The sequence below is a fragment of the Bradyrhizobium sp. SZCCHNRI1009 genome (genome assembly GCF_032487575.1).
Classification (GTDB): Bacteria; Pseudomonadota; Alphaproteobacteria; order Rhizobiales; family Xanthobacteraceae; genus Bradyrhizobium.
Map to the genome: position 1 here is coordinate 112,978 of NZ_JAUEUL010000010.1, position 12,578 is coordinate 125,555.

The following is a 12,578-nucleotide window of genomic DNA, read 5'->3' on the forward strand; positions in this document are numbered from 1 at the left end:
GTCTCCACTCGTGCAACAAACACAATGTCATCCGCGCGAACGCGGGGATCCATAGCCACAGGCCGATGTTCGAGGCACGCATGTCGACACGACTCGTCTCACCACGCCCTCCTGCGGTCATGGATCCCTGGGTCGCGCTTCGCCTGCCCGGGACGACAGCGGAGGGTGGCGGCTGCGAGCGGGGGGCCTACCTCGGGATTGCAAAGCCGTATGCTCGGATCTCCGTCGAGACAGCGTGGCTGTGTCCTCACCCCACCATGCGCCCGCGTCCCTCCCAGTACCGCGCGCGCAGCACCTTCTTGTCGATCTTGCCGACGCCGGTCACCGGCAGCTCGTTGACGACTTCGATCCGCTTCGGCGCATGGGCCGAGCCCTTGCGCGCCTTGACCAGCTCGATCAGCTCGCTGGCGTCGATCTGCGCGCCGGCGCGCGGCACCACGATGGCGGTGACGGCTTCGCCCCATTTGTCGTCGGGCACGCCCACCACGGCGCACATCGCCACATCGGCGTGCTGCGTCAGCACATCCTCGATCTCGCGTGGGAAGATGTTGAAGCCGCCGGAGACGATCATGTCCTTCTTGCGGTCGAGGATGTACATGTAGCCGCGCTCGTCGCGGCGGGCGATGTCGCCGGTGTGCAGCCAGCCGTTCTTCAGGGTCTCGGCGGTGGTGTCCGGCCGCTTCCAATATTCACTCATCACATGCGGCGCGCGCACGCAGATCTCGCCGGCCTCGCCCTGCGCAACCTCCTGATCATTGTCATCGAGGATCTTGACCTCGCAGGCCGCGATCGGGAAGCCGCAGGACAGGAACAGCTCCGGCTGCTTCGGATCGTGGTCGGCCTTGCGCAGCACCGACACCGGATAGCATTCGGTCTGGCCGTAGAGCTGCGAGAACACCGGGCCGATGCGCTCGATGCCTTCGACGAGCCGCGTCGGCGACATCGCCGAGGCGCCATACAGCACAAGCTCGAGCGAAGAGAGATCGGTCCTAGCCAACGCGGGATGATCGAGCAGCACGTAGATCATCGTCGGCACGAACAGCGTGAAGTTGATGCGCTCGCGCGCGATCGTCGCCAGCACCGCCTCGGGATCGAAGCCCTTCAGCATGTGGACCGTGCCGCCGCGCATCAGGGTCGGCAGCACCTTGGTGCCGGCGACATGGCTGATCGGGGCGACCGTCAGGTAGCGGGCGCGCTCCGGAATCTCGAAATCGGCGAGGATCGCGGTGGCGAAGCCGCCATATTCCCGGTGATGACGCAGCGCGCCCTTCGACTTTCCGGTGGTGCCGCCGGTGTAGTTCAAGGTCGCGATGTCCTCGGGCGTGGCGAAGCTTCGCGCGGTGGCGTGGCCGGACTGCTCGATCGCGGCGAGGAGGTCGGCGCCATAGCCGGCTGCGCCCAGCGTGAACACGTGGCGCAGGCCGCCCGAGCGCGCGGCCAGCTCGCCGCCGCGGTCGTGGAACGCGGCGGCATCGATCACCAGCACCTGCGATTCGGAATCGGCGAGCTGGAACAGCTGATCGTCCAGCGAGCCCAGCGGATGCAGCCAGGTGATGGCGAGCCGCGACAGCTGCGCCGCCGTGCCGGCGCACCAGGCATCGGCGCGGTTCGCGCTGATGAACGCGACGCGTGTTCCCGGCGGCAGGCCGAGCCGCATGAACACGCGCTGCATGCGGCCGATGAGGTCGGTCGCGCCCTGATAGGTCAGCGATCCACCCGGCCAGCTGAAGGCGGTGCGCGACGGATGACGCGACAGCGTGAGCAGGGTCTGCTCACAGACGACCGGAAACGAATGAAGCTGTGGGCTCATGGACGATCCTTCCGAGATGCCGCGATCGTTGTTGCGTCGCGTGGCTTGTTGCCGACGCTATCAGAAAGCCGATCGCGCTCAAGGTGCGCTTGTCGTCCTCGGAACATCGCTGCGCGCGCCGCGTTGCCCGGCCGAACAACAACGGAGCAAGGCCATGCGCACCTCGACAGCTTTTTTTGCGGGAGCCGGAACGGTTGCCATTGCCGTCGCGGCCGGTCTCGGCGGCGGGCTCATGATCGCGGAAGGCATGCATCCGAGATCGCCGGCGCTCGAGCAGGCCAAGCTCGAGCGTTCCGTGCCGGAGGCGCCGTCGCCAAGTCCGACGGTCACCTCGTATCTTGCGGCAACGCAGGCGGCTGCGATCACGCCGGTCAAGGTGGCGCCTGCCGCAACCGAGACGAGGCCCGTGACCCCGGTCTCGACCGATCCCTCGCCGGCGCCGCAAGACGCCGCAGCAGAGGCGACGGCGGCCTCTTCGGCGAACGCCGTCACCCAGACCGCTACCGCCGAGGACGTTCAGGACAAGGCCGCAGCGAAGCCCGAGGACGCCGATCTCAAGTCGCGCGGCGCCGAGCGCAAGCGCGCCGCGGAGCAGCGCCGCGCCGAGCGGCACCGGCAATATGTCGAGCGCCGGCGGCAGCGCCGCGAGCAGGATATGCGCGCCGTCGAGCAGGCGGTGCGCGATGACACGACGCCGCGCGCCTATGCGGCGCAGCCGGTCGGCATGGATGGACCGCGCTTCAGCTTCTTCGGCGACGATTGATCGCACGCGGTCGCGTCGCTATCCCTGAGCCCAACGAAGGATCAGGGAGGGACCTGAAGTGCAGGACACGCGATGGGGAGGGCTGCGGACGCGGCTGCGATTGCCGCTGATCGCAGCGCCGATGTTTCTGGTGTCGGGGATCGAGCTGGTGAGCGCGGCCTGCGGGAACGGCGTGATCGGCGCGTTCCCGACCGTCAATTGTCGCACTCCCGATGAGCTCGACGCCTGGCTGCGCGAGATCGCCGATCGGCTCGCGCGCCACAGCGATGCCAGTCGGCGGGCGGCTGCGCCGCTCTGCCCGAACCTGATCGTGCACCATTCCAACGCGCGGCTGCAGGACGATCTCGCGGTGCTGTTGCGGCATCGTCCGGAGATCGTGATCACCTCGGTCGGCTCGCCGGCGAAGGTCGTTGCGCCCCTGCATGATGCGGGCGCGCTGGTGTTCGCTGACGTTGCCTCGATCCGTCATGCCGAGCGCGCGGTCGAGGCCGGCGCCGATGGCCTGGTGCTGCTCACGGCCGGGGCCGGCGGCCAGACCGGCTGGCTCAATCCATTCGCCTTCGTGCGCGCGGTCAGGGCGTTCTTCGATGGTCCCATCGTGCTTGCCGGCGGCATCAGCGACGGCGTCGCGCTACGCGCGGCGGAGGTGCTCGGCTGCGACCTCGCCTATATGGGCACGAAGTTCATCGCCACACGCGAAAGCCTGGCCGATGATCGCTACAAGGCGATGCTGGTCGCGAGCTCGGCCGACGACGTGCTGCTGACGTCCGCCTTCACCGGCCTGCCGACCAGCATGCTGCGGCCGTCGATCGTCGCCGCCGGGCTCGACCCCGAAGCCTTGCCGGCGCGCGGCGCGATCGAGATCGGCAGCGACATCGACATTGCTGCGCGCGAGGCGCGGCCGAAACGCTGGCGCGACATCTGGAGTGCGGGGCACGCGACCTCTGGGGTCACCGACATTCCGTCCGTTGCCGAACTGGTCGCGCGCACGGCCGATGAGTACATGGGCGCCGGTGGCCACGCTCGTGAGAAAACGTGATGTGTGTCCTTAAGGCACCATTAACCATCGGGTCCCACAATCCGCGGAGCTTGAACTTGGCGGAATCGTGCGATGGGCATCGGGCTACGGCAGGACAAAGAGCGGGCGACGCTTGAGGAGATCCGGATCCGTGTCGGGCATGCCCTGCAGCGGCATCCGCTGTGCCGCAACGTCCAGTTCGACATCATGAGCGTTCCCCGCACCGCCCGCGGCGGGAACTGGACCATCAGCCTGCATTCGGTGGAGCCGGCGGCGCTTTGGGAGGCCTCCGACATCGTTGCCGACATCCAGGCCGCGTACGATCTGCTGATCCCGGCCGAGCTGTCTTCGGCGGCGTGAAAAAAATATCCGTCATGTTCACAGGGCGGAATGGTGGCCGGCGTGTTTCTGTGGCATCGTAAAGCCTTAATTAACTCCCACTTTTCGGCAAAGTGCGGCTTTCCGCCGGGATACGGAGAATTGCGTGACGAAGTCGATCGCTTTTGTCGCTTTGCTGGGCGTGCTGATCGCAGGCGCGGCCGTGACGAGCGTCCTGATGCAGGACAGCGTGCCTTCGGCCGGTGCGATGATGCCGCCCGTGGTGGCGAAGAGCCCGCTCTCCAACCGTGAAGCCAAGGGCGACCGCCTGGCGATGGTCACACTTGCGGCCCCCGAGGTGCAGCAGCCGAGTGCCGCCCCGAAGACGACTCTCCGCCAAGCCTATGCCTATGCGCCGTCCGAGGCCGAAATGGCCAAGGCGTCGGCCGCTGCGGTCGTTGCTGCCGAGCCGGTGGTGCCGAAGTCCAAGATTCTCGCCCGGAGCGAGCCGACGCCGGCGCCGCTGAAGCCCGAGGTGCAGAAGGCCTATTCGCTGCTGTCGGACGGCCAGATCGCCGGCATCAAGGAGCGGCTGCGGCTCTCGTCGAGCCAGGAATATTATTGGCCGGCGGTCGAGACCGCGCTGCGCGCCGTCGCCCGTAAGATCCACGCCGGACGGCAGGGCGCGGCGAAGCCGGGCGCGGTGGCGCTCGATCCGGATTCGGATGAGGTGCAACAGCTGAAGTCGGCCGCGATGCCGCTGCTCTGGCAGTTGCGCGAGGACCAGAAGGACGAAGTGCGGCGGCTCGCGCGCACGATCGGCCTCGACAAGGTCGCAGCTGCGATCTGATCCGGGCGATCCCTGCCGTGAACACGTCAAAAGGCCGCGCATTGCGCGGCCTTCGCTGTTCGAGGGGGTCTTTTACCGCGCCGGCGGATTGGCCTCTGGATGCCCGCCGCTCTCGGGACCGGCTCCGGTCGGCGACGACGCGGGCGCGGTGCGCAGGTCCGGGGCCGGCCGCGCCGGCTGGGTCATGGTCGGAGCTTCCGGCGGGGTGATCGCGGCGCCGGCGCCGACCGTGGTGCCGCGATCGGTGTTGCTCGGCGCCGACGGCACCGGCGTCGGCTTGTCGCCGCCGGCAAAGCGCGTCGCGCCGCCGCTCTGATAGCCAGCGACCAGCAGGCCGGCGACCACGAGCCCGAGCACGAACAGGCCGCCGAGCTCAGGCAGCGCGCCAGATGGGGCGACGCCGCGGCTCCGGCCGTCGCCCTCGAGCGCCACCGCCGCGATCTCCCGGTTGTGCCGCGAGCGCAGGAAGGCCAGGAACGCGCCGGCGGCGATGATGATCGCGGCCGCGAGCGTGAAGAACATCAGCCAGCTGATGGGTTGATCGCCTTGCATGTCGAACATCCTTTGATCCGTGAGGGCTGCGCGACGTGCAGTCGCGTCAAACCCGCATGACAATCTCTGTTCGTTGCAATCGCCGGTGGCATGAAAGGTTTCCCGCCCGGCGGCGAAAATCTTGCCTCAGCGCCCGTCGCCGGCGGCCCACAGCGCGTCGAGCCCGGCGCGATAGGTCGGGTAGGCGAAGCCGACGCCGAGCTCCTGCCTGGCACGAATATTCAGGATGCGCCGGTTGCTGGCATAGAAGCTGCGCGCCATCGGCGACAGCTCGGCGCTGTCGAACGGCAGCTCGGGCGGCGGCGCGATGCCCATCAGGCTGGCGGCATAGGCGATGACGTCCTGCGGCGGCGCCGGCTCGTCGTCCACGATGTTCCAGGCGCCGCCTTGTCCGTGCCGGATCGCACCCATGATCGCGCTGGCGGCATCATCGACATGGATGCGGTTGAACACCTGGCCCGGCTTGACGATGCGGCGCGCCCGCCCGGCCTGCAGCTCGACCAGCGCGTTGCGGCCGGGCCCGTAGATGCCGCCGAGCCGGAGCACCGCGAGCCGGTCGCCGATGACAGCGCGCCATTCCGCCTCGACGCGGACGCGGGCCTGAACCCGGTCGTGCTCTGGCGCCAGCGGCGTGTCCTCGTCGATCCAGCCGCCCTGGTGGTCGCCGTACACGCCGACGGTCGAGAGATAGACCACGCGCCGCGCGCGCCCCGCCGTGATCGCGTCGCCGAATGCGGCCAGCACCGGGTCGTCGCCCGCTCCGGGGGGCACCGAGATCAGCACGACGTCGGCGTCCGCCGCCTTCGCCAGCGTCGCGGCGGCGGGCGCCGTGCCGTCGAACAGGTCGATGTCATCAGGCGCCAGCTCCGCGCGCTTGCCGGCGCTGCGCACCGTGCCGCTGATGCGGGCAAACGCGCCACGGTGCAGCTCGACGAAGCGCTGGGCGGTGTAGCCGAAGCCGATGACGAAGAGGTTCATGGATGCCGTTCACCTGGACTGCGCGAATAGATGAGTCTCCGAGTTACCCGGCGCCGGGCGGCCCGCGCAATTCAAATGACGCGCGCGGAGTCAGCCTGCGGGCGGAGCGGTGCTGACCTGCCGCGCTTGTTATGGCTCCCGTCATGGTCCATGTCGTATGCTCCGGCGACAAGAGATGGACTGCCACGATGAATTTCCATTCGATCTACCGCCATGGCTTTGCCCGCGTCGCCGCCTGCGTCACGGCCTCCAGCGTCGCCAACCCCAGCGCCAACGCGGCGGCGATCCTGGCGGCGGCGCGCGCCTGCCATGACCAGGGCGTGGCGGTCGCGGTGTTTCCGGAGCTCTGTCTATCCGGCTATGCGATCGAGGACCTGGTCAAGCAGGACCCGCTGCTCGACGCCGTGCAGCGCGGGCTGCTCACCCTCGTCGAAGCCTCGCATGACCTGATGCCGGTGCTGATCGTCGGCGCGCCGCTGCGCTTCGCCCACCGGGTCTACAATTGCGCGGTCGTGATCCATCGCGGCGAGGTGCTCGGCGTCATCCCCAAGAGCTACCTGCCGACCTATCGCGAATTCTACGAAGGCCGCCACTTCGCCTCCGGTGCCGGCATCCGCGGCGAGATGATCGAGGTCGCCGAGACCATGGCGCCGTTCGGCACCGATCTGCTGTTCGCCGCCGCCGATGTCGCCGGGCTCGTGATCGGCGTCGAGATCTGCGAGGACATGTGGATCCCTGTCACGCCGGCGTCCGAACTTGCGCTTGCCGGCGCCACCGTGCTCGCCAATCTCTCCGGCAGCCCGATCACGGTCGGCCGCGCCGAGTCTCGCTCACTCTTGTGCCGCTCGACCTCGGCGCGCTGCCTCGCCGCCTATGTCTACGCGGCGGCCGGCGCCGGCGAATCCACCACGGACCTCGCCTGGGACGGCCAGACCTCGATCTTCGAGAACGGCGTGCTGCTCGCCGAGAGCGGGCGCTTCCGCCAGACCGGCCAGACCATCGTCGCCGACGTCGATCTCGATTTGCTGCGCCAGGAGCGCGCGCTGATGGGCACGTTCGACGACAATGCGCGCGCGCAAGGCGCCGGCGTGCACTGGCGCCGCATCGGCTTCGAGCTGCAGCCGGCCGAGGGCGACATCGGCTTCAGGCGCAGCATCGAGCGCTTTCCGTTCGTGCCGAGCGATGCCGCGCGGCTCGATCAGGACTGCTACGAGGCCTACAACATCCAGGTCGCCGGCCTGACGCAGCGGCTGCGCGCCACCGGCACCAAGCGCATCGTCATTGGCGTCTCCGGCGGGCTCGATTCCACGCATGCGCTGATCGTCGCGGCGAAGGCGATGGATCTGCTCGGCCTGCCCCGCACCAACATCCTGGCCTACACGATGCCGGGCTTTGCCACGGGCGCGCAGAGCAAGTCCTACGCGCATGCGCTGATGTCTTCGCTTCAAGTCAGTGCCGCCGAGCTCGACATCCGCCCCGCCGCCACGCAGATGCTGAAGGACATCGGCCATCCGTTCGGCCGCGGCGAACAGGTCTACGATGTCACCTTCGAGAACGTGCAGGCCGGCCTGCGCACCGACTATCTGTTCCGCCTCGCCAACGACCGCGGCGGCCTCGTGCTCGGCACCGGCGATCTCTCCGAGCTGGCGCTCGGCTGGTGCACCTATGGCGTCGGCGATCAGATGGCGCACTACAACGTCAATGCTGGCGTGCCGAAGACCCTGATCCAGCATCTCATCCGCTGGGTCATCGCCTCGCATCAGTTCTCGGCCGATGTCGACCGCACCCTGGAGGCGGTGCTGTCGGCCGAGATCTCGCCGGAGCTGGTGCCGGTGAAGGAGGGCGAGACGCCGCAGAGCACGCAGGCCACGATCGGCCCGTATGAGCTGCAGGACTTCAACCTGTTCTATACGCTGCGCTACGGTATGCGCCCGTCGAAGATCGCCTTCATGGCGCATCACGCCTGGAAGGATGCGGGCGAGGGCGCCTGGCCGCCGCACTTTCCGCCCGACAAGCGCAACGCCTATGCGCTCGGCGACATCAGGAAGTGGCTCGAAGTGTTCCTCAAGCGCTTCTTCGCCTTCAGCCAGTTCAAGCGCTCGGCGATGCCCAACGGCCCGAAGGTGGTGGCCGGCGGCGCATTATCGCCCCGCGGCGACTGGCGCGCGCCGTCGGACGGCAATGCGACGGCGTGGCTGGAGGACCTGGAGAGCGTGCCGAAGTGAGGGACGCAGTTCTCGTGGCATGTCGATGGCGCACCGTTTTGCATCACGGGCGGTGCGCTCCCTCTCCCCGTAAGAACGGGGAGAGGGAGCGCAGCGGCGCTCGCCGTAACCGCTGTTGCCTCCCACCGTCTTGCTCCGCTGCCCCGCTTGCCATATCCGAAGAAGCGTCGCAGCGTAGTTTGCGGCGCTGCAATTGCCTCTTCAAACGGAGCCCCTCCATGAGCGTGACCGCCGCCGGCATTTCCTCGATGGCGACGAGGCAGATCCTCGCCGAGCTCGCGGCCGCCTATGAGGAGGCGACCGGCGAGGTGATCACGATCGAATCCGTCGGCGGCGTCGATGCCGCCAAGCGCATCCGCGCCGGCGAAGCGTTCGATTTCGCGGTGCTGGCTTCCGACGCGTTGCAGAAGCTCGAGGCCGACGGCCACCTCGTGCCCGGCAGCATCATCGAGATCGCGGAATCGCCGATGGCGATGGCGGTGCGCGCCGGCAGCGCCAAGCCCGATCCGCTCGACGAAGCTGCCGTGCGCAAGGCGATGGAGAACGCCAAGGCGATCGGCATCTCCACCGGCCCGAGCGGCACATATGTGCAGAAGCTCGCCCGCGACTGGGGCCTGGAGGGCGATGGCGCCTCGCGCCTGGTCCAGGCCAAGCCCGGCATTCCCGTGGCCAAGCTGCTCGCCGATGGCGAGGTCGATGTCGGCTTCCAGCAGCTCAGCGAGATGCTCGGCGCACCTGGCATCGACATCGTCGGTCTGCTGCCGGACGCGCTGCAGCCGGGCACCGTGTTCGCCGCCGCGTTGTGCAACGCCGGCGCACACACCGACGCCGCACGCGCGTTCATCGAATATCTGGTCTCGGACGAGACCGCCGAGACCAAGCGCCAGCACGGCATGACGCCGGTGTGAGGCGGCGAGGGGCAAGGATCGTCCTGGACCTCACGTGCCTCGCAACTTCCGCATGGAACTTCGCCCCGCCGCGCCCTATGGAAGGACGTGTGCTGAAAGCGAATGGAAGGACTCATGCGTCGCTGGCCTCTCGTATCTCTCATCCCTCCGTTGCTGACCGGCTGCGTCACGCAGAGCGCGGAAAATGACAAGGCTGCGGAAGCCGCCGCGATGGCGACGCATCTGCCGGCCGACTATCGTCAGATCCTCGCCAACGATTTCAAGACCTGGCCGGACTACGCTGGCATGCCCATCACCAAGGCCCAGATATCGAACCCCGCCAAGGAGTTCGGTGACATCCTCAATGGTGGAACCGTGGTCGGCATCTGCGTGCGCTACATGACCAGACCGCGTGCTTTTGGACAGGAGCTCAGCCCGCGGACGGTGGTCGAATCGATTTCCTTCACCAACAAGCGCCTGAATCACGCAGGTCTGAAAGGCCGGCGCGAGATCGCGATGCTCAGCTGCGACGCAAAGCGCGTCTACTCGCCCTTTCCCGAGATCGAGACGGAGTAGGCACGGATCGGAAGCGACCAGCGCATCGGCACCGGCTTGGGGCGCGGCTGCCGGTTGCGCGCGTCGGCCGATCCCTTCGACGGTCCAGGGGCGACGAAAAATGGTCCGCGCGTATGTCGTCCGAGCCCCGCGCCGTTCGTCTTGTCATCGAACGGCAGAGGAGGAGACGAATGATCACATCGCACTATCGCTGGGTGATCGTGGCGGCCGGGGGCGTGCTCGGCTGCGTCGCGGTCGGCGGCCTGTTCTCGCTGCCGGTGTTCCTCAAGCCGATGGCCGCCGAGACCGGCTGGTCGGTCGCGGGGATCTCCAGCGCGATGACCATCGGCTTCCTGGCGATGGCCGTCACCAGCATGGCCTGGGGCACGCTGTCCGACCGGATCGGCCCGCGTCCCGTGCTGCTGATCGGATCGGTCCTGCTCGCCGTCAGCCTGCTGCTGGCAAGCCTGACGTCCTCGCTGCTGGCGTTCCAACTGCTGTTCGGACTGATCGCTGGCATCGCGACAGCGGCGATCTTCCCGCCGGTCATGGCGACCGTCACCGGCTGGTTCGACACCCACCGCAGCCTCGCGGTCTCGCTGGTCTCGGCCGGCATGGGTGTCGCGCCGATGACGATGTCGCCGCTCGCGGCCTGGCTCGTGTCCAGCTACGACTGGCGCACCGCGATGCAGTGCATCGCCGCCATCGTCGCCGCCATCATGATCCCGACGTCGCTGCTGGTGGGCCGTCCACCATCGTCAGCGCCCGACGCCGCCCTCGCGTCGGGCCCTACCGACGGTCCGGCCGAGATGACGCGCGCGGCGGCGCTGCGCTCGCCGCAGTTCCTGATCCTGCTCGCCACCAACTTCTTCTGCTGCGCCACCCATTCGGGCCCGATCATCCACACCGTCAGCTACGCCGTCACCTGCGGCATCCCGCTGATGGCGGCGGTGACGATCTACAGCATCGAGGGCCTCGCCGGCCTCGGCGGCCGCATCGCCTTCGGCCTGCTCGGTGACCGCTTCGGCGCCAAGCGTGTGCTCGTTCTCGGCCTGCTGGCGCAGGCGTTCGGTGCGCTCGCCTACGTGGCCGTGCGCGACCTCGCCGCGTTCTATGCCGTCGCGGCGACGTTCGGCTTCCTTTATGCCGGCACCATGCCGCTCTACGCGGCGATCGCGCGCGACAACTTTCCGCAGAGCATCATGGGCACGGTGATCGGCGGCACGGCGATGGCCGGCAGCCTCGGCATGGCGACCGGCCCGCTGGCCGGCGGCCTGATCTACGACAGCTTTGCCAGCTACACCTGGCTCTATGTCGGCTCGTGGGTGATGGGCCTCGGCGCTGTCATGATGATGATGACATTCAGGCCGTTTCCCAAACCGGCGTCGCAGCCTGGCGCCGTGCCGATGCAGACGCCGGCCTGACGCTGCTGCATCGCACCTTCACGCCGCGGTCGGAATCGGACAACAACGCTTGATCCACCGGCAGGAACTGTGATGTCGCAGCCGGGTTGGGCGAGCGTGGGGTTCAACCGGATGGAGATCGGATCCATGAAGAAGACCCAGCTCGCCATTGCCACCCTCGTCGCCGCCACCCTCGCTGCCGTCCCGCTCGCCGCGCAAGCCAAGCATGCCAAGAAGCACAGCGCCGCGACCTCGACGACCTCGTCGCAGACCACCGGCAGCAACATGCGGGCGACCGGCGGCGCGATGAAGTCCAGCCGCGATTCCACCTCGTCGAGCCAGGGCAACGTCGGCCCAGGCACGAACCAGGCGGGGAGCATGGGGAAGTAGGACGGGATCGTCCCTCGGATTCCGCGTCGGAGTGCCCGGTGCCCGGGCTTTCCGGCGCGCGGTGGCACTCCGCAGCAGCGCAGCGATGCAAGACGCCGCTACACCACAGAGCTGCAAGACGACGCGCTCCACGCGAACGGACGGCACGAAACCACGGGAGCGAACAAACCTTGCGAACACCAATCGGCCTCGCCAATCGGGCGATGAGTCCCGATCAGCAAAACCCGATTACTTCGAGGCTTCCTTGATCTTGTGATCCAAATGCCCGGTGCCGTGGTCCCGGCGCAACTGGCTCAGCGACGTCTCGTTGAGCTGAAGCAGCACGTCGCTCAGCTTCGTCGAGTCCGGATAGCCCGCTGCGAACGACTTCCCGTAGATCTTGCGCAGCGTGCCGACCAGCGTATTGCCGTGCTTCCTGCTGATCTCGCCATCCTTGTCCCGATGGCGGCCGTCCAGGCCCGGTTCCTTCATGCGTCTCTCCCCCTGATGCGACTTCTGCGCTTTTGATAGCCTGCGCTCAATCAACGAGATTGGCAACGCTGCAGCGCGACAGACGAAGTCGCGGGCGCCTGTGCGTCGTTGCGGTTGGCCATCTTTTTCAAGGCGTCGGCCGAAATAAAGATTCCACTTGCCGGTTTTCCGAAACCGCAGATTTTATCTGCGCATCCCGCCTCGTGCAGAGGGCGTACGCGTCGTCACGATACGTGGAGGTGGGCTGCGATGGACGTGGATGCTGCGCCAGACGAGCGCGTGCGTCGCGGACGGCGAAGTCGTGGGGTCCCGGCCTCCCGATGCTGAGGTCAAGCCTGCTGTTGATGCGCAAGCGTCA

General features: G+C 67.8%; 13 protein-coding genes. 9 read left to right on the top strand and 4 right to left on the bottom strand.

Features of this window, described 5'->3' with window-relative positions; translation table 11 throughout:
* Positions 1-247: 247 nt before the first annotated feature.
* On the bottom strand, positions 248-1,810 hold the full coding sequence (locus QX010_RS18930; RefSeq protein ID WP_316181127.1) for an AMP-binding protein: 1,563 nt from the start codon (positions 1,808-1,810) through the stop codon (positions 248-250).
* Positions 1,811-1,964: 154 nt separating this feature from the next.
* Between QX010_RS18930 and QX010_RS18935 the strand changes: the two genes are divergently transcribed.
* The 4 genes from QX010_RS18935 (at position 1,965) to QX010_RS18950 (ending at position 4,759) form a co-directional block, all read left to right on the top strand.
* Positions 1,965-2,573 carry a hypothetical protein gene (locus QX010_RS18935; protein WP_315804597.1) on the top strand — a complete coding sequence of 203 codons (609 nt, stop codon included), beginning with the start codon at positions 1,965-1,967 and terminating at the stop codon, positions 2,571-2,573.
* A 58-nt stretch (positions 2,574-2,631) separates the two neighbouring features.
* Positions 2,632-3,612, top strand: coding sequence for a nitronate monooxygenase (locus tag QX010_RS18940; protein ID WP_316181128.1), 981 nt, complete (start codon positions 2,632-2,634; stop codon positions 3,610-3,612).
* Positions 3,613-3,684: 72 nt separating this feature from the next.
* Positions 3,685-3,951 (top strand): hypothetical protein, encoded by a 267-nt coding sequence (locus QX010_RS18945; RefSeq protein ID WP_315804595.1) that lies wholly within the window; start codon positions 3,685-3,687, stop codon positions 3,949-3,951.
* A gap of 181 nt (positions 3,952-4,132) precedes the next feature.
* The gene (locus QX010_RS18950; protein ID WP_315804683.1) at positions 4,133-4,759 is read left to right on the top strand and encodes a hypothetical protein; all 627 of its coding nucleotides are present in this window, start codon (positions 4,133-4,135) and stop codon (positions 4,757-4,759) included.
* Between the two features lie 72 nt (positions 4,760-4,831).
* Here the strand turns inward: QX010_RS18950 and QX010_RS18955 are convergent, their stop codons facing one another.
* Positions 4,832-5,311 (bottom strand): hypothetical protein, encoded by a 480-nt coding sequence (locus QX010_RS18955; protein WP_316181130.1) that lies wholly within the window; start codon positions 5,309-5,311, stop codon positions 4,832-4,834.
* A 126-nt stretch (positions 5,312-5,437) separates the two neighbouring features.
* Positions 5,438-6,289: an NAD-dependent epimerase/dehydratase family protein gene (locus QX010_RS18960; protein WP_316181132.1), complete on the bottom strand. Its 852-nt coding sequence runs from the start codon at positions 6,287-6,289 to the stop codon at positions 5,438-5,440.
* Positions 6,290-6,477: 188 nt separating this feature from the next.
* Between QX010_RS18960 and QX010_RS18965 the strand changes: the two genes are divergently transcribed.
* The 5 genes from QX010_RS18965 to QX010_RS18985 all read left to right on the top strand — a co-directional run bounded on the left by QX010_RS18965 (position 6,478) and on the right by QX010_RS18985 (position 11,749).
* Positions 6,478-8,514: an NAD(+) synthase gene (locus QX010_RS18965; protein ID WP_316181134.1), complete on the top strand. Its 2,037-nt coding sequence runs from the start codon at positions 6,478-6,480 to the stop codon at positions 8,512-8,514.
* Positions 8,515-8,732: 218 nt separating this feature from the next.
* Positions 8,733-9,422, top strand: coding sequence for a substrate-binding domain-containing protein (locus tag QX010_RS18970; protein ID WP_316181135.1), 690 nt, complete (start codon positions 8,733-8,735; stop codon positions 9,420-9,422).
* Between the two features lie 102 nt (positions 9,423-9,524).
* Positions 9,525-9,977, top strand: a complete 453-nt coding sequence (locus QX010_RS18975) for a hypothetical protein (RefSeq protein ID WP_316181137.1) — start codon at positions 9,525-9,527, stop codon at positions 9,975-9,977.
* Positions 9,978-10,147: 170 nt separating this feature from the next.
* The gene (locus QX010_RS18980) at positions 10,148-11,380 is read left to right on the top strand and encodes an MFS transporter (RefSeq protein ID WP_316181139.1); all 1,233 of its coding nucleotides are present in this window, start codon (positions 10,148-10,150) and stop codon (positions 11,378-11,380) included.
* Positions 11,381-11,506: 126 nt separating this feature from the next.
* Positions 11,507-11,749 carry a hypothetical protein gene (locus QX010_RS18985; RefSeq protein WP_315804588.1) on the top strand — a complete coding sequence of 81 codons (243 nt, stop codon included), beginning with the start codon at positions 11,507-11,509 and terminating at the stop codon, positions 11,747-11,749.
* A 228-nt stretch (positions 11,750-11,977) separates the two neighbouring features.
* Here QX010_RS18985 and QX010_RS18990 read toward each other — a convergent pair whose 3' ends face one another.
* Positions 11,978-12,220: a hypothetical protein gene (locus QX010_RS18990; RefSeq protein ID WP_315804587.1), complete on the bottom strand. Its 243-nt coding sequence runs from the start codon at positions 12,218-12,220 to the stop codon at positions 11,978-11,980.
* Between the last annotated feature and the right edge of the window lie 358 nt (positions 12,221-12,578).